21 protein-coding genes and 1 tRNA gene are annotated in these 24175 nt (G+C 72.2%); 12 read left to right on the top strand and 10 right to left on the bottom strand.

Translation table 11 applies throughout. The annotated features are described in order from the left end of the window. Positions 1–19: 19 nt before the first annotated feature. Positions 20–973: a deoxyribose-phosphate aldolase gene (gene deoC, locus WMF27_RS24870; protein ID WP_437766398.1), complete on the bottom strand. Its 954-nt coding sequence runs from the start codon at positions 971–973 to the stop codon at positions 20–22. Positions 974–1053: 80 nt separating this feature from the next. Here deoC and WMF27_RS24875 point away from each other — a divergent pair, with 80 nt between their 5' ends. From WMF27_RS24875 to WMF27_RS24885, 3 genes are all read left to right on the top strand, one after another. After that, the gene (locus tag WMF27_RS24875; protein ID WP_437766397.1) at positions 1054–1833 is read left to right on the top strand and encodes a peroxiredoxin; all 780 of its coding nucleotides are present in this window, start codon (positions 1054–1056) and stop codon (positions 1831–1833) included. A gap of 125 nt (positions 1834–1958) precedes the next feature. Further along, entirely contained in the window at positions 1959–2918 is a 960-nt protein-coding gene (locus tag WMF27_RS24880) for an alpha/beta fold hydrolase (RefSeq protein ID WP_437766396.1), read from the top strand. A 48-nt stretch (positions 2919–2966) separates the two neighbouring features. Beyond that, a tRNA-Thr gene (locus tag WMF27_RS24885) sits at positions 2967–3038 on the top strand. A 171-nt stretch (positions 3039–3209) separates the two neighbouring features. Here WMF27_RS24885 and WMF27_RS24890 read toward each other — a convergent pair. From WMF27_RS24890 to WMF27_RS24905, 4 genes are all read right to left on the bottom strand, one after another. Beyond that, positions 3210–3836, bottom strand: a complete 627-nt coding sequence (locus tag WMF27_RS24890; protein ID WP_437766395.1) for a hypothetical protein — start codon at positions 3834–3836, stop codon at positions 3210–3212. Beyond that, a complete protein-coding gene (locus WMF27_RS24895) occupies positions 3833–4954 on the bottom strand; it encodes an AAA family ATPase (protein ID WP_437766394.1) in 1122 nt (373 codons plus the stop codon). The genes WMF27_RS24890 and WMF27_RS24895 overlap by 4 nt, the downstream gene beginning before the upstream one ends. After that, on the bottom strand, positions 4951–5259 hold the full coding sequence (locus tag WMF27_RS24900; protein WP_437766393.1) for a hypothetical protein: 309 nt from the start codon (positions 5257–5259) through the stop codon (positions 4951–4953). The genes WMF27_RS24895 and WMF27_RS24900 overlap by 4 nt, the downstream gene beginning before the upstream one ends. A gap of 79 nt (positions 5260–5338) precedes the next feature. After that, positions 5339–6907, bottom strand: a complete 1569-nt coding sequence (locus tag WMF27_RS24905) for a protein kinase domain-containing protein (protein WP_437766392.1) — start codon at positions 6905–6907, stop codon at positions 5339–5341. A 167-nt stretch (positions 6908–7074) separates the two neighbouring features. Here WMF27_RS24905 and WMF27_RS24910 point away from each other — a divergent pair, with 167 nt between their 5' ends. From WMF27_RS24910 to WMF27_RS24920, 3 genes are all read left to right on the top strand, one after another. After that, on the top strand, positions 7075–7383 hold the full coding sequence (locus WMF27_RS24910; RefSeq protein ID WP_437766391.1) for a hypothetical protein: 309 nt from the start codon (positions 7075–7077) through the stop codon (positions 7381–7383). Continuing rightward, entirely contained in the window at positions 7380–8114 is a 735-nt protein-coding gene (locus tag WMF27_RS24915; RefSeq protein WP_437766390.1) for a sigma-70 family RNA polymerase sigma factor, read from the top strand. Before WMF27_RS24910 ends, WMF27_RS24915 begins: the two co-directional genes overlap by 4 nt. A gap of 252 nt (positions 8115–8366) precedes the next feature. Beyond that, positions 8367–8861: a hypothetical protein gene (locus tag WMF27_RS24920; protein WP_437766389.1), complete on the top strand. Its 495-nt coding sequence runs from the start codon at positions 8367–8369 to the stop codon at positions 8859–8861. A 91-nt stretch (positions 8862–8952) separates the two neighbouring features. On the opposite strand, the gene WMF27_RS24925 is transcribed toward WMF27_RS24920, so the two are convergent. From WMF27_RS24925 to WMF27_RS24935, 3 genes are all read right to left on the bottom strand, one after another. Continuing rightward, positions 8953–9906, bottom strand: a complete 954-nt coding sequence (locus WMF27_RS24925; RefSeq protein WP_437766388.1) for a hypothetical protein — start codon at positions 9904–9906, stop codon at positions 8953–8955. Between the two features lie 556 nt (positions 9907–10462). Continuing rightward, positions 10463–11494, bottom strand: a complete 1032-nt coding sequence (locus WMF27_RS24930; RefSeq protein ID WP_437766387.1) for a synaptic vesicle VAT-1 family membrane protein — start codon at positions 11492–11494, stop codon at positions 10463–10465. A gap of 51 nt (positions 11495–11545) precedes the next feature. Further along, complete coding sequence (locus tag WMF27_RS24935) at positions 11546–12028, bottom strand: DUF6484 domain-containing protein (protein WP_437769807.1); 483 nt, start codon at positions 12026–12028, stop codon at positions 11546–11548. Positions 12029–12433: 405 nt separating this feature from the next. On the opposite strand from WMF27_RS24935, the gene WMF27_RS24940 reads away from it, so the two are divergent. The 3 genes from WMF27_RS24940 (at position 12434) to WMF27_RS24950 (ending at position 15995) form a co-directional block, all read left to right on the top strand. Then, positions 12434–14485 carry a B12-binding domain-containing radical SAM protein gene (locus WMF27_RS24940; protein ID WP_437766386.1) on the top strand — a complete coding sequence of 684 codons (2052 nt, stop codon included), beginning with the start codon at positions 12434–12436 and terminating at the stop codon, positions 14483–14485. 383 nt (positions 14486–14868) lie between these two features. Continuing rightward, entirely contained in the window at positions 14869–15303 is a 435-nt protein-coding gene (locus WMF27_RS24945; RefSeq protein WP_437766385.1) for a hypothetical protein, read from the top strand. Positions 15304–15410: 107 nt separating this feature from the next. After that, positions 15411–15995: a Uma2 family endonuclease gene (locus tag WMF27_RS24950; protein ID WP_437766384.1), complete on the top strand. Its 585-nt coding sequence runs from the start codon at positions 15411–15413 to the stop codon at positions 15993–15995. Between the two features lie 46 nt (positions 15996–16041). Here the strand turns inward: WMF27_RS24950 and WMF27_RS24955 are convergent, their stop codons facing one another. After that, positions 16042–17349, bottom strand: coding sequence for a DUF362 domain-containing protein (locus tag WMF27_RS24955; protein ID WP_437766383.1), 1308 nt, complete (start codon positions 17347–17349; stop codon positions 16042–16044). Between the two features lie 427 nt (positions 17350–17776). Between WMF27_RS24955 and WMF27_RS24960 the strand changes: the two genes are divergently transcribed. The 3 genes from WMF27_RS24960 to WMF27_RS24970 are packed head-to-tail and all read left to right on the top strand — an operon-like array spanning position 17777 to position 23265. Further along, positions 17777–17941, top strand: a complete 165-nt coding sequence (locus WMF27_RS24960; protein ID WP_012237660.1) for a DUF1328 family protein — start codon at positions 17777–17779, stop codon at positions 17939–17941. 21 nt (positions 17942–17962) lie between these two features. Beyond that, positions 17963–18331: a hypothetical protein gene (locus tag WMF27_RS24965; RefSeq protein ID WP_437766382.1), complete on the top strand. Its 369-nt coding sequence runs from the start codon at positions 17963–17965 to the stop codon at positions 18329–18331. A gap of 5 nt (positions 18332–18336) precedes the next feature. Then, positions 18337–23265 (top strand): translocation/assembly module TamB domain-containing protein, encoded by a 4929-nt coding sequence (locus WMF27_RS24970; protein WP_437943031.1) that lies wholly within the window; start codon positions 18337–18339, stop codon positions 23263–23265. A gap of 73 nt (positions 23266–23338) precedes the next feature. On the opposite strand, the gene WMF27_RS24975 is transcribed toward WMF27_RS24970, so the two are convergent. Beyond that, positions 23339–23968 carry a hypothetical protein gene (locus WMF27_RS24975; protein ID WP_437943032.1) on the bottom strand — a complete coding sequence of 210 codons (630 nt, stop codon included), beginning with the start codon at positions 23966–23968 and terminating at the stop codon, positions 23339–23341. Between the last annotated feature and the right edge of the window lie 207 nt (positions 23969–24175).

Genomic DNA, 24175 nt, shown 5'->3' on the forward strand with positions numbered 1-24175 from the left:
ACCCGCCCTCGCGGCCCGGTCAGTCCTTGCTGAAATAGTCCCCGCTCTGGTAGGCGCCCGTCCGCTCCTTCTCGAGCTGCATGAGCACGTCGTTGAGGAGCGTCGACGCGCCGAAGCGGAACAGGTCGCTCGTGAGCCAGGCGTCGCCGAGGGTCTCCTTGACCAGCACGAGGTAGTGGAGCGCCTGCTTCGCCGTGCGGATCCCGCCGGCCGGCTTCATCCCGACGCGCCGCCCGGTCGCCTGCGCGTGATCGCGGATCGCCTCCAGCATCACCAGCGTCACCGGAGGCGTCGCCGCCGGCGTGATCTTCCCGGTCGAGGTCTTGATGAAGTCGGCGCCCGCGAGCATCGCGATGCGGCTCGCCTTGCGGACGCGATCGTAGGTCCCGAGCTCGCCCGTCTCCAGGATCACCTTGAGGTGCGCGTGCCCGCACGCCTCCTTGGTCGCGGCGATCTCGTCGTACACCGCGCCGTACGCGCCGGAGAGCATCGCGCCGCGGTCGATCACCATGTCGATCTCGTCGGCGCCGAGCTCGACCGCCTGGCGGACGTCGGCGAGCTTGACGGCGAGCGTGGACAGGCCGCTCGGGAAGGCGGTCGCCACACTGGCCACCTTGACGGTCGAGCCCGAGACCGCTCGCTTCGCCACGGCGACGAGCTTGGGATAGACGCACACCGCCGCACAGGAAGGGATGTCCGCGCGCTCGTGGGGCCGGAGCGCCTTCTGACAGAGCTGCTCAACTTTTCCCGGGGAGTCTTTCCCCTCGAGGGTGGTGAGGTCCATCATCGAGATGGCGAGCTTGAGGCCGGCGACCTTGGCGGGGCCCTTGATGCTCCTTTTGCCGAGCCCGGCTGCGCGCTCTTCGACCATGACCTTATCCACGGTGGGCGAAGAGAAATCGGGGTAGGTAACCTCCCTGCCCTGGCGCACCACGCCGGGCGCGGCGCCGCCGTCGTTTCCGAAGATCGCCATCGGCCTCGTCTCCTGGCGCGGGAACGTACCAGAAGCTTCGGATCGATCCCACCGAGTGCATGCTAACGTGCCGCTCTGAGATGAAGAGACGCTTCCCGATTGCCGTCGTTTTTGTCGTACTTGCTGTCGTCTTTGCCTTTGCCTCGCTGCTCGGGTGTGGCGCGGCCGAGCGACCCGATGGTGGACAAGGGCTTCTTCCGGTCGGCGCGACGGCGCCCGACGTCTTCGCCGCCGATCAGCACGGCGCGATCCAGCGGCTGTCCGACCAGCGGGGTCGGGCCGTGGTCGTGTACTTCTATCCGAAGGACGGGACGCCGGGCTGCACCGAGGAGGCGTGCGCGTTCCGCGACGCGTGGGATCGCTTCAAGCAGGCCAACGTGCAGGTCTTCGGCGTGTCCTCCGACACCCGCGAGTCGCACGAGGCGTTCGCGGTCGAGCACAAGCTGCCGTTCCCGATCCTGGTCGACACAGATCACACGTGGGCCACTGCGTTCGGCGTGCCGATGCGGCTCGGGACGACGGCGCGCGTGACGTTCCTCGTCGATCCGGACGGCAAGGTCGCGAAGGTCTATCCGGACGTGGATCCCGGCGTGCACGCGGACGAGGTGCTGAAGGACGCCGCGCAGCTCACGGGCGCCGCGCTCCCGGTCGCGCCGGCGCCGTCGGGCAGCGCAGCGCCGGCCGGGGCGGACACCGCGGCGCCGGCCGCCACCGGGGCGGCGCCCCCGGCGGCGCCTGCGGGAGCGGTGGATCCGGCCACGGCCGCGCCGGTCGCGACGGGGACGGTGCTGCCCCCGGCGGCCCCCGCGGCGCCCCCGGCGAAAGGTCCGCCGGCGAAAGGTTCGCCGGCGAGGCGGTGACGCCCGCGCGCGCACCCGGCGCAGGAGCGCCGGCGGGTCGCGCGCGGACCGCGCGGGCCGCGCGGAGGGCTGACGGGAGATCTGCAGACGGGAGCGCGCGCGTGGTGCGTAGGTCGTCGGAATTTTTGAACACCAACGGGTTGGATCTCTGCGTCCATCGCTTCCGCGACGACCACGCGCGGCCGACGGGCCTCACGCTGCTGCTGCTCCACGGCTTCCTCGACGCCGGGAGCACGTGGGACCTCGTGGCCGAGCCGCTCGCGCGGGCGGGGCACGACGTCGTCGCGCCGGACCTGCGCGGGTTCGGCCGGAGCGCCCGCGTCGGCGCGGGCAGCTACTACTACTTCCCCGACTACATCGCCGACGTCGCGGCGCTCGTGGACGCGCTCGCGCCGGCGCGCCTCGGCGTGGTGGGCCACTCGATGGGCGGCGCGGTCGCCGTGTACTACGCGGGCGCGTGCCCCGGCCGCGTCGAGCGCCTGGCGCTGCTCGAAGGCATGGGGCCGCCGGCGAGCGGCCCCGAGGTCGCCGTCGCGCGCGTCGAGGCGTGGCTGCGCCAGATGGCGGAGCTCGATCGCGCGCCGCGGAAGCTCTCGTCGATGCAGGACGCGATCGCGCGGCTCGTGGCGAACCACCCGCGCGTGCCGCGCGACGTGCTGGCGACGCGCGCGCCGCTGCTCACGCGGGAAGCGCCGGACGGCGGCCTCGCGTGGGCGTACGATCCGATGCACCGGACGACCTCGCCGCTGCTGTTCCAGGTGGAGGCGTTCATGACGTTCCTGGAGCGCATCGCGTGCCCGACGCTGCTCGTGAGCGGCGGGCCGACGGGGTGGCACCCGGAGGACGAAGCGGAGCGGGTGGCGAGGCTCGAGCGCGCGGAGCACGTCGAGCTGCCGGAGGCCGGGCACATGATGCACTGGTCGGCGGCGGCGGAGCTGGCGGAGCGGCTGGGCGAGTTCTTCGCCGCGGGAGGAGACGCCGGGGGCGCGGCGGGCGCGGGGATCAGGGAGGGCGCCGAAGCGGCCGAAGCAGCGGCGGCAGCGAGCGAAGCCGGATCGCTCGAGGACGAAAATAAAAGAGCTTGACTCGGCGGGGCGAGTGGGTAATCTGCGCGCCTCCTCGACGAGAGGCGTGCCACCTTAGCTCAGTGGTAGAGCAACGGTTTCGTAAACCGTAGGTCTCGAGTTCAAATCTCGAAGGTGGCTCAAAGTGAATGCCAGCGTGTTCGTTCACCCTGTGGGTGAGCAGGTGACGCGCTGGGTGCTCTGTGCGCGCCGCGCAGAGAACTCCCCTGCTCGGGAACATGGTCCACGAGCCGCATCGGCGCCTGGATGATCCACCGGTTGAGCCGGTGGGTCCCCGCAGGCCGTACGAGCTCATGCAGAATCGACGCGCATCGATGCGGATCCGCCGAGCGCCCGGCGCGCGCGCTCGATCCATCGCCGCAACGAGTGAGCGTCAGCAGGGATGTTGGCCAGGCCGTTCTCCTCCACGAGGCGCACCATGGCGGCGGTGTCCTTCTCGTTCATGCCCAGCTCGGCGAGCCTCTCGTGCGGCCTGCGCATCGCTTCGGAGCCATGGTGGCCGGCAACGGCCACCAGCCACGACTCCAGCTTCTCGATGGCAACACCGCCAACGACAGCCGGCTGCTGGTCCGCGGGACTCCCCAGCCCTTCGATCGCCCGTTCGATGCCGTCCTCGCGGTGGGCGAACTTGGCCTTGTCGCGATCGCGCGTGAACGCAAAGACCTCGCACCCACGCTTCTTGGCGTGGTGGAACGCGCGCTGGACGTTGAGCTCCTCGCCCTTTCCACCGATACCCACGCGGAGCTTGGGGATGCTCTTCCAGAGGATGGCGTCCACGACCTTCCACCCCTCGGGACGGACCTGCCGCAGCAGCGCCTCCACCACACCGGGCTCGGGGTTGTCGTCGCGGAAGCTTGGCTCGGCTGCGAAACCGCCGAGCTCGTTCTTTCCCTCACCGGCGAGAATGACGCGGATCAAGGCTCGGTTCCCTCGAGGAGCGGCGCCTCGTCCTCGCCGTTGGCATAGGCGATCCACAGCTCGCCGAGCGCGTAGACCTTGGAGCGCTCTTCGAAATCGGGCGTATCCTTGATGCGCTTTACCCGGGTCCCCTCCTCGGCGGTGCGGGTGACGACGGACACCTCGTCGGGCTTGAGCTCGTTCACGACGAGCGGGCTATGGGTCGCCATGATGATCTGTGTGCCGCTCTCCTCGACGATGGCACGGAGGATGCGTATGACCTCGGCGATGCGCGCCGGATGCAGGCCGTTCTCGGGCTCTTCCACGAGCAGGAGCGAGACCGGCTCCAAGTAGCGGAGCGCGGCAAACGCGAGATAGTAGAGGAGGCCCTCGCTGAGCCGAGCGGCTTCCACCCGCGCGCCATTCACGAGCTCGACCTCCAGGACGACCTCGCTGCTCGTCACGACCTTGACACGAAGGCCTTTGATCGTCGGGAAGTGGCGGCGAACGTCGTCGACGATGCGGGAAAAAGCATCGTCGTTGCGGTTGCGGATGGCGAAGTAGATGCCGGCCAGGCCATGACCCCGGTCGTCAAGGAAGCCGACCGGCTGCGTTTCGGGGATCAGACCGCTTGGCTCACGCAGCGCATCAGGGTCGAAGCGAACGAGCCTCGCCTGATGAATCTGGCTCAGGATCTGCTGTTCGGACGGATGTTTGCCTTCCTGCGGTGCGTCCCGCGGTGCGGTGCTGAACCAGGTCCTGCGCCGAGGAACACTCGAACGGCCATGATATAGAGACGTATCGCTGCTGCGCCGCTCGCCGGTACGCTCTTCCAGACCTCGCAGCCCCGTTTTGATAGCGTACCAGCCCCCGTCGACCCCGCACTCGAGCAGGACGTCGTGCGGGGTTTGAGGTAGTTCATGGGATGGAAGCTGTGTGGGAAGGTAGGGATCAAACGGCTTCCATCTACCCTTATCCTGCTGAAAGTGGGATCCGGCGAACTGCACCAGGGTCCGCATGCCGTGCAGCAGTGTGCTCTTGCCGCTATCGTTCGGGCCGATGAACGCATGAAGCGGGGTCAGCGAGGCCTCGGTATCGACCAGGCAGCCGTAGTTCCGAGCGTAGAAGGTGTGAATCATCGCAGCTCCACGTGGGCGTCAGCCGCTCGCCTGCCCTGAAGTGCGTGCACGACATTCTCCGTCCGCAGGTCGAGCCGCTCCGGAAGACGGGGCAAGGCATGCAGTCGCTCGAAGCCGCGCCGGCTCGGTTCATCCCGGAGGACTTCAGGCCGGGGCTCGGCACCACGGAAGCGCCCCGGGCCGACGAGCGCGTCGGCGAGCTGGGCCTTGGAGCGCCCCTCCCGGACGAGCAGATCGTGGCAGCCGGCGAGCTCCGCGAGCTCGTCACGGGACAGGAGGTCGAACACCTGGCGCTTGCTGGGCATGGGCGGACGCGAAGAGTACGCCAGGAATCGCGGATGTGGAGCCTGGACTCTCGCACCACAGCCCGCCAGCGGCGCTGCGTCACGCCGGGGCGAGACCCAGCATCACCGCGGCAATCAGCGCCATGGCCACGCCGAGCGCGAGCACGACGAGCACGACGAGCCCCCACCTGGTCCGCGGAGACGCCGCGCGCGCTCCCGACGACCGCGCGCCAGCCCTTGCCGCATCCCAGGGCTCCGTCCTCGCCAGCCGCTCTGCTCCTGACACCGCCGCAGTGATGGCCGCCGCCCCGTCCCATCGCTCCGTGCTCACCCGCGTCCCCGCTCCTGTCACAGGAGCAGCCGCCCCCTCCCATCGCTCCGTGCACACCCGCAGGCTGGTTCCCGCGCCGGCTTCGATCACGCTCGCGCCCTCCCCCGGCGCCGGCCGCGCCACTTCACCCCCTGCCGCCGGCAGCACCGGCCCCTGCAGTGGCTGCCCGGCAGCTGCGTCCTCGCTCCGGGTCCCCTTCCCCGCGCTCGCCGCCCCCAGCCCCCACGCCGGTTCCACCCTGAACCTCTGCGCCATCGCCAGCCTGCTCCGCGCATCCGCGCCCGGCGCCGCGCTCCCCGGCATCACCCCCTGCCCCGGCAGCGCCGCCACCAGCTGCGCCGCGCTCTCCGCGCTCTCCGCCCGAAGCGCCCCCGCGCGCTTGCGGATCGCCCGCTCCCTCGCCGCGTCCGCCGCCTCGCTCAGGAGCTGCCGCGCGCCCGCGTCGTCCAGCGCCCTCTCCGCCGTCACCGCGGTCCGCGCCACCTCGCGCAGCGCCGCCGCGAGCTCCGCCGCCCGCGCAAACCGCGCTTCGGGCCGCTTGGCAAGGCACCTGGCCACCGCGCTCCAGAGCGCCTCCGGACACCCCGGGAGCACCTCCGGCAGGGGCGTCGCTTCCAGGTGCACGTGCGCCGCCTGGATCTCCGTCTCCCCGATGCCCGACGCCTCGTCGAGCACCGCATACGGGTGCGCCCCCGCCAGCATCTCGTACATGACCACGCCGAGCGCATACAGATCCGCGCGCGCGTCCACGGCGCCCCCGGCGACCTGCTCCGGGGCCATGTAACGCGACGTCCCGACCGCCCTCCCTTGCCCTGTCAGCCCGAGGCCCACGCCCCGCGCGTCCTTCGCCACGCCGAAGTCGACGAGCCGCGCGCGCACGCCGTCGCTCACCAGGACGTTCTCGGGCTTCACGTCGCGGTGCACGAGGTCGGCCTCGTGCGCCGTCGAGAGCGCGTCCGCGATCTGGATCGCGTAGTGGAGCGCGCGCACCGGATCGAGCCGCGCGCCGCCCGCAATGATCTCCCGCAGCGGCACGCCCGAGGCGCGCTCCATCACCATGAAGAGCCGCCCGTCCGCGGCCCTGCCGGCGTCGTACAGCCGCACGATGTTCGGGTGCGCGACCCGCGCGGCGAGCTTCGTCTCCCGGAGGAAACGCTCGGCGTAACGCGCCTCCCCCGCGAGGGCGCGGTGGATGATCTTGATCGCCACCGGCCGCTCCAGCGCCGTGTCGAGGGCGGCCCAGACCTCGCCCATGCCGCCGCGTCCGAGGAGGCGCTCGATCAGGAAGCGCCCCTGGAACAGCGCCCCGGGGCTCAACGGCTCATCGACGCTCGTCACCTCGCGACACCCTACCTCGCAGCAGCCGACGATAGCGAAAGAGCGCCCGGCCCTCCTCGCTTCTCTGCCCTTGTTGGCCCTCCCTGGGAACGGTAGCGTCGGGTGTCGATCGCGCGAAGCGCGCCGAGCGCATGCAGCGCCCGCGGGCAGCGCGCCCCCGGAGCCCGATGTCGAGCCCCCGCCCCGACCCCGATGACGGCGATCCGACCCTCGAGGCCCGCGTCGCCCACGCCGTCGCGCCGTACGCCGATCTCCTGCCCGCCGAGGATCTCGAGGCGCTGCGCGCGCTGACCGCGCGCTTCCTCGCGACGCATCCCGTGGCGGCCCCGCTCGTCGACCGGCTCCGCCCGCGCACGCCCCCCGCCGCGAGCGGCGAGGTCGACCGGCGCGAGCCCGCGGCGCTGGCCGAGGCGGCGCAGCGGCTCGCGGCGAAGGCGGGCGCAGCCAAGCGGCGAGGGCAAGGCGGCGCCCGATGAGCCACGGCGATCGGCCGCGGAGGCCCCTCCGCCCCGACCAGCAGGCGCTCGTCGCGGAGTCCGTGCCGCTCGTCGAGAAGCTCTGCGGTCACTTCCTCCGGCGGACGCGCGCGCACTACGTGGCCGACGATCTCCGCTCCGCCGCGGTCCAGGCGCTCCACGAGGCCGCGCTCGGCTACGATCCCGCCCGCGGCGTCCCCTTCCAGGTCTACGCCTGGCGGCGCGTCGACGGCGCGCTGTCGGACGCGCTGCAGCAGGAGTCGAAGCACTGGCGCGCCGCCCGCGAGGACGGCTACGACGCCGCCGAGGCGGCGCAGGACACGAGCGACGTGCTCGCCGACGGCGACGCCGAGACGACCGCGCAGGCCGACGGGATGGCCGACCAGGTCGCGGCCGCCGCGGTGCTCGGCCTCGTCGGCCGCGCGCTGACGGCGCAGGGCGAGGAGGGCGAGCGGCTCCGCGCCGCGTACGACCGCGCCATCCGCGCGGTGGAGGCCGCCCTGTCGCGGCTCCCGGACGAGGAGCGGCGCGTCCTCGTGCTCCGCCACGTCGAGGAGCGGACCTGGCAGGCGATCGGCGCGGCGCTCGGCTGCTCGGAGCGGACCGCGAAGCGGCGCAGCGCGGAGGCCCAGAAGCGGTTCGCCGCCGCGCTGCGAGCGGACCGGGAGCGCGCGCAGGGCGGCGCCGCCGCGCCGGATCGGGTGGGGTTGGCTGGCGCGACATCGGGGTGAGCCCAGGAGCTCCCATCGTCATCCTGAAAACGCAGGCTAGCCAGCGACCATCCGCCTTCGCACGCCGCGCGTGCGTGAGGTACGCTTGACGCATGCAGGACGCCCAAGCACGGCGGCTCGCGCGGGCAAACTGGCAAACACGGATCTTCCGGAACGACCCGGAAGGCGAAGCCGACGCCGACGCTCGTTTCTGGGCGCAGATGTCGCCGGCCGAGCGCGTCCTTGCCGCGTGGGCGCTGAGCCAGGAGATGCATGCCCTTGCCCACCCCGATGCTCCCCCCGCTGAGCCCGGACTTTCGCGATCTATTGTACGAGTTATCCGCAGCTGAGGCGCGCTTCCTCATCGTGGGCGGGTACGCCGTCGCGCTCCACGGCCGCCCGCGGGCGACCAAGGACCTCGACGTCTGGGTCGATGCGACCAAGGACAACGCGCCGCGTGTCATGGTGGCTCTGCGCGCCTTCGGCGCGCCTCTCCAGGGCCTCGTCGAGCGCGACCTCGAGACACCGGGCGTGGGGCTGCAGATCGGCATTCCCCCGCAGCGCATCGACGTGCTCACCCACACGAGCGGGCTCCACTTCGAAGAAGCGTGGCCGAACCGCGTCGAGATCGCGCTTGCGCCGGATCTCCTCTGCCCGTTCCTCGGCCTCGCCGATCTGCTGCGAAACAAGCGCGCGGCAGGGAGGCCACAGGACCTCGCCGATGTGGCTGCGCTCGAAGCTGCAAAAGCCCAGCCGCCAGAGGGATGAACCCTATCCGCCTGGGTGAGCGAGCGCTGCGCTAGAGCACACTCTCCGCCCAGAGGCCAGGGTGCGCGCAGCGCAGCGCCTCGGCACCAGCTCAGCCAGAGGCCTCCGTCACGAGCTCCGGGACGACAGGAGTCGCCCCCGGCTCCTCTCCGCTGCCACTCCCACCACCGCCTCCGCCATCACCGCGCCCGTCCCCCTCGCCTCCCTTCGGCGCCTCCTTCCTCGACGACCGGGCCGAGTTGGGCCTGCCCACCGCGAACAGCGACGGGAACCGCTCCTGGGTGCGCGAGCTCTTCCGCCACAGCCACAGCGCTGCCGCCCGCACCTCGTCGTAGCGCAGGCAGAGCAGCGTCCAGACCCGCACGTACCGGTCGAAGGCCTGCCGGGCCCTCGGCGTCATCGCCGTCGAGAGCTTCTGGATCATCGCCCCGGCCAGCTCCCGCGCGCGCGCCGCGTCGTCGGGCCGGTAGTGCTTCCGGTCCGCCTTCACGACGTCGGCGCGCAGCTCGTAGATCCGCGCGTAGCCGAGCAGATCGTTCGCGAGGTCGCGGTGCCCGGTGCCCGGCCGCAGCCGGTCGAGCTCCGGCTTGATCGCAGGGTCGTCCGCGAGCTGGTACTCGCACAGCGCCTGCATGCGCGCCTCGACCTCCAGCCCCTCGGTGACCAGCGCGACCGGCAGCCGCGCCTCCGTCTCGAGCGCGCCGGCGGCCCGGGCCTCCGCGAGCGCGTGCAGCGCGGCGAAACACGCGAGCTCCAGCTCGTCGATGTGCGTGACGTCGAACTCCTCCCGGGGTAGCCGCGCGAAGCGCGCGCGCACGTCGGGAGAGGACACGAACCCGACGACGCCGAGCGCCGCATACGTGGCCGCCTCGACATCGATCCTCACGGTGATGAGCTCGGCCTCGGCGAGGCGGTCGAGCTCCGGGGCGAGCGCCTCGAGCGCCTTCTTGCCAGCCGCGGGATCGTAGATGGGCGGAGCGTACGACGGCTCTCCAGAGGCGGCAGCGGTCACGGAGCGCTTCTTCGACTTCGTCACAGCAGGCATATCTCTCCTCCTGAAATCTCCTCGAAAAGGGAGTCTGTTGGTTGCGTTCGACCCGAGCCGCCGCCGCGCCGCGCAGGCAGCGCGAGCGAACGATGGACCAGGGCCACCGGGACCGAGCGCGTCGCGCGAAGGGGATCCGTCGCCCGGCGTCCTTCCGTCCCGTCGAAGAGATCAATCGGGAGCGCGACCCCGGTCGGGTCACGGAAATCGACATGGGTCTGTCGATTTCTTTGCGGCTCCGGCGGGCACGGGTCCTGCGTGCGCGGAGGTCCGCTACTACGAGAAAAAGAGGCCAGCCGGGCTCTCGGCAGCTCTCGGCAGCCTCCGCCCAGAGCTTCAGCTCTCCCGGCGGCCTCCGACAGCCTCCGCCCAGAGCTTCAGCTCTCCCGGGAGCCTCTCGACAGCCTCCGCCCAGAGCTTCAGCTCTCCCGGGAGCCTCTCGACAGCCTCCGCCCAGAGCTTCAGCTCTCCCGGAAGCCTCTCGACAGCCTCGGGGAGGCTATGTGGGGGCCGCTGCCAGCGGTAACCCGCTCGACGCGGCGGAGAGCAGCCACCGCTACATCGTCAGCACCAGCTTGCCCACGGTGCTGCCCGACTCAATCGCCCGGTGCGCCTCGCCCGCTCTCTCCAGCGGGAACGTCTTCACCGGCGGCGCCGAGAGGCGCCCGTCCTCCACCCAGCCCACGAGCCGCTCCATCGCCTCGCGCAGGATCTCCGTCTTATTGAACAGGTACGAGAGGTTGAAGGCCAGCACGCTCTTGTTGTCGTTGCAGAGATCGAGCGGGTTGAAGCGCGGCATCCGGAGGAAGTCGACAGCGAGCTTCGGATAGCTCGGGCGGCCGCCCTGCCGCGGAAGCATCGTGTGGAAGCCGTACACGACGAGCTTGCCGGCCGAGGCCACGTGCCGGTAGCTCTGCCGCAGCGTCTCGACCCCGTTCGCGTCGAGGACCACGTCGTATCCCTCGGGCGCGAGCCGCTCCGCCGCCGCCCACAGCGGCTCGCAGCTCTTGTCGATCACCGCGTCGGCGCCGAGGCGCCTCGCCGCCTCGACCTTGTGCGCCGCGCCCACCACGCCGACCACCCGGCAGCCCGCGATCTTGCCGAGCTGCACGAGCGCGCTGCCGACGCCGCCGGCGGCCGAGTGCACGAGCAAGGACATGCCCGGCCGCAGCCGCACGAGCTCGAAGAGCGCGTAGTACGCCGTCATGAACACCGCGGGGAAGCCGGCCGCCTCCTCCGGTGTGAGCCGCGCCGGCAGCGGGAAGACCTGGTGTCGTGGGACCGCGACGCGCGAGGCGTAGCCGCCGAAGCGCGTCACGCCGAAGACGGGCGCCCCGGGCGCCAGATCGGAGACGCCCTCGCCGAGCGCGGCGACGGTGCCGGAGAACTCGAAGCCGGGCGTGATCGGCCAGCCGACGTACTTCTTCGCCGACTCGTAAAGGCCCATCCGGACGACGCAGTCGGCGTAGTTGACGCCCGCCGCCTGCACGTCGACGAGCACCTCGCCGCGCCCAGGGCTCGGATCGGGGTGCTCCTCGACGCGGAGCTTGTCGTGGCTGCCGGGCTCGTGGACGACGATCTTGCGCATGGACACCTCCTCTGCCGACGTGGCCTCACCGCGGCTCGGACGCCGCGGAGCTCAGTTGATCTGCACCGAGCCCCCCTGGATCCGGTTCACGCCGGAGGACCGGGTAAGCAGGTAAGCGCCCCGAATCAAGATCTTCCCGGCGCGCGTCAGCGTGATGCTGGCCTTGCCGCACTGGAGCACGATCTCCTTCTCCGCGGTGAACACCAGCCGCTCGCCGTCCGCGGTCGCCGTCGCCCCAGTGCGCTCGACGGCGCTCGCGCTCTCCCCCGCCACGTGCATCCGCCCCATCACCACCGGCCTGTCGCGCCGCCCCCCCTCGAACAGCAGCGCCACCTCCCGCCCCTCGTCCTCCGGCCCGAGCGCCGTCATCGCCCGCGCCGCAATGCCCCCACGCGCCCCATCTCCGAGGATCGCAGCCTCCACGAGCGGCTCGCCGTTGTCTCCGAACCCGACGATCCGCCCCACCACGACCCCGTCGATCGGCCCAGCCTTCTCAGCCTCCGCCCGGACGCGCTCCTCGTGCGCCGCGACCACCAGCTCGAGGAGCCCCTCCACGCCCTCGATCGCTCCCCCGTCCACCTCACGCTCGTCCGCCCCCTCCCCGCAAGCGACCGCCGCCTCCCCTTCCCCCTCCTCGATCAGGATTTCCTCGCCGCTCGGCTCCGCCGCCGGTGCCCGTCCATCGTCCCTCATTGCCCTGCTCCTCTGCTCCCCCTCATCCCCGAAGCGCCCGCGATCCCCTCCATCGGCCTCAGTTCACCGCCACGTTTCTCCCCTTGTTCTCCACGTTACCAGAGCGCTCTCCGGTATTTCTCGCTGAAACGAGGCGACCCTCGGGAGGGGGTCGAGTCGAGCTTTCCGCACAGGCCTTCCCGGGACTGGCCCACCTGGCGGCGCCCCCACGCTCCGCCCCCCAGGTGTGCTAGACCGCCGCCCCGAATGCGCATCGCGCTTGTCTATCCGCCGACCTGCGACCCCACGGCCCCGTACCTCGCGGTGCCAATGCTGACCGGCTTCCTCCGCGCGAACGGCGTGGAGGTCCTGCCCGTCGACGCGAACGTCGAGGCCTTCGACGCGCTCCTCACGCCCGAGCGCATGGCCGACCTCCGCGACCGCCTCGAGGCGCGCCTCGGGGAGCTCGACCGCCGCGCCTCGCTCGCGCACACAGACCAGCTCGAGTACCTCGTCCTCGCCCGCGCGCGCGGCGACGCGCACGCCGTCCCGGAGGCGGTGGACCTCGCCAAGGCCACGCTCCGCTCCCCTGGCGCCTTCTACGATCCGGACGCCTACGCCCGCGCGGTCGCGACGCTCGACGCGGCGCTCGGCGTCGTGTCCGCCACACACCACCCGCTCAAGCTCGACTTCACGGCGTACCGCACGCCGTTCGGCCTCACGTCGATGGACGAGATCGCCCGGTCGAGCCGGCCGGAGCACGACCCCTTCGACGCCTGGGTGCAGCGGACGCTCGTGCCCCGGCTCCGCGACGCGCGCGCCGACATCGTGGGCCTCTCCGTGTGCTTCCCGGGCCAGCTCCAGCCCGCGTACGCGTTCGCGCACAAGATCAAGGAGGCGCTGCCCGGCGCGCACGTCACGTGCGGCGGCCCCGGCGTCACGCAGCTGCTCCTCCGGCTGTCGGGCGAGCGGCTCGCGCGCGCCCTCGGCCCGTTCGACTCGGCGTGCCTGTTCGAGGGCGAGCACACCCTCCTCGCGCTCGCGCGCGCGCTCGACGAGGGCCGGCCGCTCCGGGACGTGCCGAACGTGGTGGTACGCGATCGCCTGATGGGCGCGCGCTGGACGTCCGGTCACGGCATGGAGGACCTGAAGGCGCTCCCCGCGCCCGACTTCGATGGGCTCCCCCTCGAGGCGTACCTCGCGCCGGCGCTCGTGCTCCCGTACGACCCGACGCGGGGCTGCTACTGGGGCAAATGCACCTTCTGCCATTACGGGCTCGCGGAGGTCGGCACGGCGGCGTACCGCGAGCGCGCCGTCGAGACCATCGTGGCGCACCTCGCGGCCCTGGGCGCGCGGCACGGCACACGCCACTTCTACCTGTCGCAGGACTCGGTCGCGCCGAAGACGCTCGTGAAAATGGCGCAGGCGATCCTCGACGCCGGCCTCGACGTGCGGTGGGCCACCGACCTCAAGCCGGAGAAGTACCTGACCAGGGAGCGCGCGGACGTGCTGCGCCGCGCGGGCGCCGTCGCGTGCGCGCTCGGCGTCGAGTCCGCGTCGCCGCGCGTCCTCGGCCTCATCGACAAGGGCGCGCCCGTCGAGGTCGTCTCCGACGTCATCGACCACCTCGCCTCCGCGGGCGTGGCCGCCGAGGCGATGTGCTTCACGGACTTCCCCACCGAGACGCACGCCGAGGCCGTCGAGACGCTCGACTTCCTGCGCGCGCGGCGGGAGGCGCTCGCGGTCTACATCGTCGGCGAGTTCGGGCTGACGCACGGCTCGCTCGTCGCGCAGACCCCGGAGCGCTTCGGGATCGACGAGGTGTTCGCGATCGAGGGCGACGAGCTCGGGCTCGGCCTGTTCTTCGTCCCGCGGGAGCCGTGGAAGACCGACGCCGAGCGCGCCGACGTCGACGCGCGGCTCTCCGACCTGTCGCGCGGCTGGACGTTGCGCAGCTATCCGTGGGCCGGCGCCGTGTCGACCGCGCACACCATCCTCCAGTACGACCGCTTCGGTCCCGGCGTCTTCCGCGATCGCGCGGCGCGCCGCCCCGACGACGGCATCCCCGGAGCCAGCACCATCGAGCGCGGGCTGCGCTTCGATCCGCGCGCCGCCGAGCACGCGGAGGCGCGCGAGGCGGAGATCTGGGCGACGCTCGTCCACGAGGAGCGGCGCGTGGGGCGCGACGCCTACGAGCGGCTCGCCCGGTCGTTGCCGCCGCTCCGGCCGAGGCCGGTGCGCGTCAGGTTCGTCGCGGGCGCCGCGCCGGCCGTGACGTCGGGGCGACGGCCGTCGCACGCGACCAGCGCGGCACGCTGAGCCTCGGCCCGCGCAGGAACGGCGATCGACGCATCACGCGATGGCTCGCCGTCGCGCGTCGAGGCGCGGATCCGCGGACGATGGCATCGGTGGCTTGCGTGCCTGGCCGCGCGCCGCGACGGCGATGTCGTCCGACGTGAGGTGAAAGCGGCCTGTCGTCGCACACGCGATGAATCGATGCATCAACGACGGATCAAATGGGCTTCCCACAAGCCTTCACGATAGGTTAAATTCCTTCGTTGGAGGTCCGTCGCCCCCGAGCCCCCGAGCCAGCGAAGCACAGGAGGAGGCTCCGGGAGTCGATAGGACATGCGCCGTCGGCGCGCTTTCTTGGGGAAGCCGCGTGCGGGTCGTCACGCGGTGGAGTTCAAAGGCATCAACGAATGAAAAGTTTCAACGCATTCGCAATCCTTGGTTCTGTGCTCGCGCTCGCGGGGTGTGTCGTCGACGTGGACTCCTCATCGGAGCTGGGGGACGACGCGGAGGTCGACGAGCAGACCGCCGTCGCCGAGCAGGCGGTGACGAACGGCGCGGTGAACGCCGCCTGCGCCCAGTCCCTGACGCTCCGCAACCAGCCCGGCGGAGCGACGATCGGCACGATGTACAGCGGTCCGCTCAACGGCGTCTCGAAGTTCTACGTGCACTCGACGAGCGGGAGCTGGTCCTACGGCTACTCGTACTCGCTCGGCCAGTGGGGCTGGGCGATGACGTACTACCTGACGGCGAGCTACACGGAGACGGGGATACCGGGGCAGCTCGGCTATTATTACGCGTGTTATCGATCGGACGGCACGGCCATGGGCGGCGGCGTCGGCTGACCGGCGCGGCGGGTCGCGGGCGGCGCTCCTGGGGCCGCCCACCCGGCGCTCTACCGCCTCCGCTCCCGCTGGCGGCCTGTCCTCGGGAGGGCATGGTAGAATCCGGCATGGCCCAGAAGGCGCCCCACGCGAAGCTGTCTCCGGAGGAGTACCTCGCGCTCGAGCGCTCCTCCGAGGTGAAGCACGAGTACGCTGGCGGCGAGGTGTTCGCGATGTCGGGCGGCACGCGCGAGCACAGCCTCATCGCGGCCAACGTGGTGGGTGAGCTCCGCGGCGCGCTGCGAGCGCGTCCCTGCGAGGCGCACGCGTCCGACCTGCGGATCAAGAACGTGACGACGGGCCGCTACGTCTACCCGGACGCCTCGGTCGTCTGCGGCCAGCCCCTGTTCGAGGACGAACACCGCGACACCCTGCTCAACCCCACAGCCGTCTTCGAGGTGCTCTCCGACTCCTCGGAGAGCTACGACCGCGGCGGCAAATTCGCCCTGTATCGGGGCATTCCATCCATCGCCGATTACATCCTGCTGTCCCAGAAGCAGGTGGAGGTCGAGCACTTCCGTCGCCAGCCGGACGGAACCTGGCTGCTCCGCGTGCTCGGACTGGGCGAGCGGCTCCAGATCGCGTCGATCGGCTGCGACCTGGCAGTGGACGAGCTCTACCTCAAGGTCTTCGCTCGGCCCACGGGCGGTTGAGCGGCTCCGCTCGGCGCTCGGCCGGCGCGGAGCCGCCGCTCCAGGATTACACCGCCGCCGCCCCGCCCCCGCTGGCCGCCTGCGCGCGCGCCCGCTTGCGGACCATGAGCTCCGGCGACTCCGCGACCGCCATCCCCACGAGGCGCATGCCCTCCAGGAAGTGCTTCACCCCGCTCCGGACGAGCTCGTGGCTGGCCTCGCCGACCTCCGGGTAGCCCTGCCCCTCCGCGTCGGGCTGCACCTTGCCCCAGTTCGCGAAGAGGCGCCCCCACGGGCTCTCCAGCACGGGGGCCATCTTCTCCTTCGCATAGCGCGGGTACCAGAACATGTCGTGATACGTGACCGACGCCACGTAGGCCCAGGGGGCGAGCCACGTCTTGAGCGACCACTCGATCGGCTTCTTCAGGGGACCCCAGTAGATGCGGTGCTGGTTGCGCGAGGCGAACGTCATCTCCTTGAACGGTCCATCGAAGTTCCACTGCTCGTTCGCCGCGTCCACGTCGCCCACGAGCTCGATGTCGCGCACGTCGCCCGTCCCGAGGCCGAGGTCGTGCGCCAGCCGCACGAACTTGAGATCGCGCAGCGGGTCGAACCCCATCAGCTTCGCCGCCACGGCGTCGATCGCCACCTGGTCCGAGGACGCGAGCAGCACGTTCTTCACGTGCGGCACCATGCAGCGCGGCCCCGGGCCGTCGCCCGCGAAGGTCCCGTCCATCACCGCGAAGACCCCGCGGTGGATCTTCTTCTGGATCATCAGGAGATCCACGAGCGTCTCGTGGATCACCGGGTGCGTCCAGTGCCGGTGCTCGTTCAAGAGGCCGCCGAACGCGTTCTTCATCGCGCCCGTCGTCGTCGTGAAGATGTGGGTCTTCACCGTCGGCAGGTGGATGATGTTCTCCCCGATGAAGCGCTTCGGGATCGAGAACCCCTTCGGGTACACCTCGTTCAGACAGAGGAACTTCTTCCGCAGATCGCCGACCGCGTCCCCGATCGGGATCCACTCCTCCCCTTCGTAGAGGTGGACGTTGCGCAGGCCGTGCGCCTGCACGACGTCGATCTGCTTGTTCTCGCGCTCGCCGAGGTGGGCGTCGATGACGACCGTGCGGTTGTGGCAGGCGTGGATCAGGTCCTTCGAGTACCCGTCCTGCGTCATCGCCCGGATGACCCCCTCGAGCTGCCAGGGCGTCGTGGATGAGCTCGGGTAGAAGAAGTGCCAGGAGATGTTCACCTTGAGCGCCGTGTCGGCGTCCTTGGCGACCACATCCTGGTAACCGGCCAGGTTCATCAGCCGGTGGTAGTCCGAGAGCACCGTCGCAGGCGACGTGCGGATCACAGCGACCTTCGATTTCGGCATGGCGGGGTTCTTATAGCCTGTCCGGAGTCGCCCGTTCCGGGAAGTTGCAGGGCGTCCGCGTGGAGCCTCCGTGCAGACGCTGCCGGCAGGGAGCAGCGCGGCGCAGGCGCGCGCTCGCCCGAGGCCCCTGTTCCGCGCTCCGCGCACGCGCAGGTCCACCCTGTCACGATCGAGGCATCTTGCCCCAGGCGCGAGGCGCCGCACGCGCGCCCGGACGGAAGCGGCTGGGCCGATCTCGGCGCTGCCCGCCTCGCGCCGCGGAGAACGCGCCGGCCGACAGCCTCTGCCGCCGGGCGGCACGGGGGCTGCAACTGGCCACGTCAGGGAACAGCAAGGAACCGCGGCCAACAGCCGCCATCAGGAACCACGTTGAGGTCGTCCCCACGAAGACAACGGATCGACCCCTGAGACCCCCTTGGAGGACATCATGCTCGGCTGGACTGTCACCTTCTTCATCATCGCGATCATCGCCGCAATCTTCGGCTTCGGCGGGATCGCCGCCAGCGCCGCGTCGATCGCGAAGATCCTGTTCGTCGCGTTCCTGGTGCTCGCCGTGATTTCGCTCGCGCTCGGGCGCCGCATGCCGGCATGATCCGGAGACAGGGTGGAGGCCATGAAGAACGCGTCGCAACCGCGGAACGGTACGTTGAACAGCACGTTGAACAGCACGTTGAACAGCGCGCCGAACATCGCGCCGAACGGTGAACCCTGGAAGCCCGGCGCGCCGCAGCCGGCGGCGAGCCCCCCCGGCGAGACGCCGGCGACGCCGGCGACGCCAGCGACGCCGGCGACCCCCGGCTCGCCCGGTCGCACGTCGCCGGACCGCGAGATCCAGCTCCCGGGGACGGCGCAGCCCGGAGGAGATCCGGGGACGAGGCACCAGCCCGAGGTGCCTGCGCCCGCGCCCACGCAGGAGATCCCGGCGCCGCCGCCTCACGAGGTCCCCGGCCACGATTTCCCGCACGCTCGGAGCGATCCCTAGGCGATATGCCAGAGACTCCCGCCGTCCCTCCCGCGCCCGGCGCCGGCGTCCGGCAAGGCCGCTTTCGCCGGGCGCTGGCCCGCGCGGCCGCGGTGTCGGCCAGCGTGATCGGCCTGGGCGGCGTCTTCGTCGCCGCGGCGGCGTTCGGCGCCGTCATCCACCTGAACGCCGGGTCGACCCGCAACCTGATAAGGCAGCTCGTCAACGACACCCTGCGGTCCACCCTCGAGGGGCGGATCGAGATCGAGCACGTCGACCACCTCGGCCTCTTCACCGCCGACATCTCCAGGGTGACGGTGAGCCACCCGAACGGAACCGAGCTCCTGCGCGCCAGCGGCGTCCACGCGGACTTCAACGCGCTCTCGATCGCGACGGAGCTCCTCCTCGGCGACGGCGACCTCGCCGTCACGATCCCGCTCGTCCGGGTCGCGGACGCGGACGTGCTGCTCGAGCAGGACGAGCAAGGCGCGCTCACCCTGGCCGAGGCGTTCACGCCGACGCCGTCGCCGCCTGAGGAGCCGCCCGCCGAGCCTGCGCGGCCGCTCCGCCTCGAGCTGTCGCGCGTCGTGCTCGATCGCGCGGCGGTCCACGGCACCGTCGCGCCAGGGAGCCCCATCGACGCCACGATCGAGGACCTCGCCGGCGGCGTCGTCGTCGCGGACCGGAGCCGGTACGCGCTCGAGCGCGTGCGCATCACGGAGCGGCGCCTGCTGCCGGTCCCGGTCGAGGCGACCAGCATCTCCGGGAGCGTCAGCGTGCCCGCGGACGCGCCGATGGAGCTCACCGCGAAGCTCGAAGGGAGCGTCGGCGCGATCCCGCTCACGGCCGAGGGGACCCTGAAGGACGAGCACCTCACGGCGCGGGTCTCGTCCGCGCGCGTGACGCCCGAGGCAGCCCTCGCGATCGATCCGAGCGCGCCGCTCGCCCGGCCGCTCTCGGTGCTGGTGACGGCCGACGGAGCGCTCTCGGACCTCGCCGTCACGGCGCGCGTCGCGGTCCTCGATCCGCTCGTCGCGAGCGACGCCGTGACCGGCGAGGTCACCGCCAGCGCCCGGCTCGACGCGCTCGATCCGAAGCGCATCACCGCCGAGGTGCGGATCTCGGAGCTCGACCCGCGCGCCTTCGTCGGGGCAGCGCCCGCGGCGCGGGTGAGCGCGGAGGCCCGAGGGGAGATCCACCTCGACGAGGAGGGCGGGCCGCGCATCGTCGCCGAGGCCAGGACGGAGCCGTTCGTCGTCGCGGGGCAGCGCGTGCCGGCGACCGAGGCGCGCGCGACCCTCGAGCGCGGCGCGCTGCGGGCCGCGGCGACGATCCACGAGCCCGGCGCGCCCATCGAGGCCAGCGTCACCCGCTCGAAGGAGGGGGTGATCGAGTTCGCGGCGCAGAGCGAGATCCCGTCGCTCAGCGCGGTGCAGCGCGTCCCGCGCGGCATCCACGGCAGCGCCGCGCTCCACGTCGAGGGAGCGCTCAGGGACGAGGCGCTCGACGCCAGGGCGACCGTGCGCGTCGCCGGGCTCCGCGTCGGGTCCGATCTGCAGCTCGGGCGCGGCGAGGTCCGGGCCAGGGCCAGGGGGCCGCTCGACAAGCTCACGATCGACGGCGTGTTCCGCGGAGCCGACCTCCGCGCTCAGCAGTACGCGTTCCGCAGCGTGGCGGCGAGCGCCGCGGGGCCCGTCACGGCGCCGCACGTCCGCGTGTCGCTGGCCAGCGCGGAGCGCCAGATCACGGCCTCGGCCCGCCTCGATCTGCCGCGGAGCGAGGCGCGGCAGCTCCGCGTGGAGGTGGCGCGCGGGCAGGACGAGGTGACCGCGCAGGCCGCCCGCGTCGCGTGGGACCGCGGGATCGCCGTCCGCGGGCTCGCGCTGCGCGGCGACGGCGTGGGGGAGATCGAGGGGAGCCTCTCGCTCACCGGGGACGAGATCGAGGGCGACCTCCGCGGCACCGCGATCGACCTCGCGCGCATCGCCGACATCACCGGCGCGCCGCGCGGGATAGGAGGCCTCGCCAACCTCGACGTGTCGGTGCACGGCCGGGGGGCGCGCCGCGCGGGGCGCGTCCAGATCGAGCTCGAGGACGGCTCGGTCCCGGGCGTGGCGCCGCGGCTCTCGATGAACGTGACGGCGCGCCTCGACGGGGAGGCGCTGAAGGCGGACGGCCTGGTCCGGCTGCTCGCGCCGCCCGAGCCGCCGCCCGCGCAGGCGCGGGAGGCCCAGCGCCGGGGCGCGACGCCCGACCCGACGTTGACCACGGCCTTCGACGCGGCGCCGCAGCAGAAGACGCCACCCCCGCCGGAGTGCCACGGCGCCATCGCGCGCGTGCTTGTCGACGGGAGCGCGGCGAGGCTGCGCGGGCCGCTCCTCTCGGCGCGCACCTGGCAGACCGTCACCGGCTCGGCCCGCATGGACGCCGACGCCTGGCAGCTCGGGTGCCTGGCGCAGGGTTCGCCGGTCCCGCTCGCGCTGAGCGAGCTCGCGGGCCGGCTCACCGCGCGCCTCGCGGTGGCGCGCGAGGCGGGAGAGCGGCTCCCGTCGGTGCGGAGCCTCCTTGTCCGCACGGAGGGCCTGCGCGCGGCCGGGCCGATCGACGCGCAGACGGGCGCGCCGGCGTGGGTGTCGAGGAAGCTCGACGCGCGGATCGCGGGGGATCTCGACGCGAAGACCGGCGACGCCCACGTCACGCTGTCGGTGTTCGATCGCCAGCTCGTGGCGGAGCTCTCGGCCGCGCTCGACGCCGATCTGCCGGCGCTCCTCGCCGATCCGGCCACGGCGCTCCCGCGGACGTCGATCGCCGCGCACCTCCGCGTGCCGCGCCGCCGGCTCAACGAGCTCACCGAGCTGGCCGCCTTCGGGCAGCGGACGCCGGTGCTCTCCGGCTCCGCGGGGCTCGACGTGTACTTCGCGGGAAAGCTCACCGAGCCCCGGCTCGTGGCCCGCGCGATGGCCACGAACGTGAGCGGCACGGCCGGCCCCTCGCTCTTCGGGAAGGTCCGGCTCGACACGCTGCTCGCCTATGACGGGCGCGACGCCGTGCTCGACGCGTACGCGTTCCGCGGACCGATCACCTACCTGACGGCGAAGGCGAAGCTGGGCGCGGACGCCGCCGCCCTCCTCGGCGGGACCCCTTCCGCTCGGCGCTTCAGCAACGGCAGCCTCGAGGCGAAGATCGCGGATCTGCCGCTCGCGGAGGTCCCCGTCCTCGCCGACATGCAGATCGGCGGCGAGGCGCGCGGCGAGATCTCCGTGCGCGGGCTGTTCGAGGCCGCGCCCGAGGTCAGGGCGCACCTTCAGTTCCCGGGCCTCACGCTCGGCCCCGACACGCGGTACGAGACCGCCGAGGCGTCGCTCGACATCGGGCCGCCGGGCGGCGCGGGGCGCACCGCGGCCGTGGCCAGCGTGCGGCTCGAGGGGCGCGACGGCGGCCGGCTCGAGGCCAAGGCCCAGGCGCCCATGGTGTGGGAGGCGAACGTGATCCCGACGCTCACCGACGACAGGAACGCCTCGGTGTCACTCGCGGTCGATCGCTTCCGCCTGAGGGCGCTGGAGCCGTTCGTGCAGGGCTCGGTGAACCGGCTCGACGGCGTGCTCGACGGCGAGGTGCGGCTCGGGCTCGGCGCGCAGGCGGGCTTCTCCGGCGAGATGCGCCTCGAGGACGGCGTCGTCCAGGTGGCCACGATCGGCCAGCCGTTCGAGAACGCCTCGTTCCGCGTCGCCGCGAGCCCCTCCGGCGAGCTCCGCGTCGACGACCTCCGCGCCGACGCAGGCAACGGCCAGATCCGCGGGAACGCGACCCTCCAGATGGAAGGGCTCGCGTTCCGGAACGCCCGCGCCGAGCTCTCGATCCCCAGCGGCCGGGCCCTCCCGATCGCGCTGGAGGGCGTCCCGATGGGCGAGGTGCGCGGCCGGGTGGCGCTCGCGGCGGAGAAGCGGGCCGAGGAGATCGCCGTCCGCGTCGACGTGCCCTCGCTCGATCTGACGCTGCCGCCGACGATCGGGCGGAGCGTACAGCCCCTCGGCGAGAACCCGACCATCACGACGTCGGCGCCGCTCAGCCAGCAGGACTACGAGGCGCGCCGAGCGCCGGCCGAGCCGTCCGAGCAGGCGAAGGGGAGCGCGGGCGGCACGCCGATCACCATGGAGGTCCACCTGGGCAGGATCGGCGTCGAGGGCGACATGGTGCGGGCCTCGCTGTCGGGGGATCGGGCGCACCCCCTCCGCATCAAGATCGCGGGAGAGACCGAGATCCGGGGCAACGTGAACATCGTGTCGGGCAGGCTCGAGGTGCTCGGCAAGGAGTTCGAGATCGAGCCTGGCGTGGTCGCCCTGCAGGGGGATCCGTCGAATCCGTTCCTGAACGTGACGGCGTACCACGACACGCCGGAGGGGACGCGCATCTTCATCGACTATGTGGGGCAGCTCAACCCGATCACCGAGGACAAGATCACCTTCCGTTCGGAGCCGCCGCGCCCGGAGAACGAGGTGATCGCCGAGCTCCTGCTCGGCAGGGAGTTCGCGGAAGGGACGCTGGCGGGCGGCACGTCCACCGCGCAACCCGGGTCGGGCGGCGGCAGCGCCGCCGGCGGGGTCGCGGCCAGCGTGGGGACCGGGATCGCGTCCGCGCAGATCAACATGATCCTCCAGAGCATCGGTCCGCTCCGGAACTTCGAGACGAGGCTGGGCACGACCGAAGAAGGCGCGCTGAAGACGACCGTGGGCTACCAGCTCGGGCAGCAGGTGACCGCGAGCGCGACCTACGAGGCGGGGCCGACGGGGCAAGGACAGGGGCCAGGGTCCGGGGGCGGCAACACCGGCGCGCAGGCGCGCACCGAGGTGAGCCTCGAGTGGCGCTTCCGCCGGGACTGGTCCCTGCGGGCGGCGATGGCCACCGGCGCGAACCCGGCGACGAGCCTCGACCTGCTCTGGAAGCACCGCTACTGAGCGCCGTCGCGCTGCGGGCGCGCTCGTTCGTCGTCAGGGCGGCGCGCCCCCCCTCGGCACCGGTTGCGCCGGCTCAGCGCGCGACGCAGATGCCGCCGCAGTCGGCGCCGATCGGCGGGCTGCAGTCGTCGCCCGGATCGTCGATGCACACGAGCCCCTCGGGGCACGGGCGCGCCGCGATGCCGCCGCACGCCTGCGGCCGGGGCTCGGGCACCACGCAGATGCCGCCGCAGTCCGCCCCGCCGTGCTTCGGGTCGCAGTCATCGCTCGGATCGTCGATGCACACGAGCCCCTCGGGGCACTCGATCCCCGCGAACCCCCCGCAAAACGGCGGCTTGGGCGCCGGTTCCACGCAGATGCCGCCGCAGTCCGCCCCGCCGCGCTCCGGGTCGCAGTCGTCGCTCGGATCGTCGACGCACTCGAGCCCGTCGGGACACGGGAAACCCGCGAATCCCCCGCACATCGTCGTCGGCGGGTCCTCGACGCACATGCCGGGACAGTCCGCGCCGCCGTGCTCGGGGTCGCAGTCGTCGCTCGGGTCGTCGACGCAGGCGAGCCCGTCGGGACAAGCGGTCCCGAGGAACCCGCCGCACGTCTCTGATCCGGGCGGATCCGGCGGCCCTCCGGTGTCGCCGCCGCCGTCCCTGTGGCAGCCCACGAGCCCGATCACGATCAGCAAGAGACCCATCCCTTTGTGGCGCATCAGAACCTCCGCGTTGCGTTTGTCCGAACGCGCCATTGAAGCACCTTCGGTGCCACGGGAGGCGGGCGCAATTCGGGCGGAGCGCACGGTCCTCGGCGCGGGCACCGCGATCGCGGTGTCTTGCTGTGTCGCGGTTGTGCCAACGGCTTGACGGGAGGATCCGCGGGAGCGCGCGGAGGTCGTTTCCCCCGCGAGCCCAGGGGCGGC

The organism is Sorangium sp. So ce281, assembly GCF_051527395.1.
Taxonomy (GTDB): Bacteria; Myxococcota_A; Polyangia; order Polyangiales; family Polyangiaceae; genus Sorangium; species Sorangium cellulosum_B.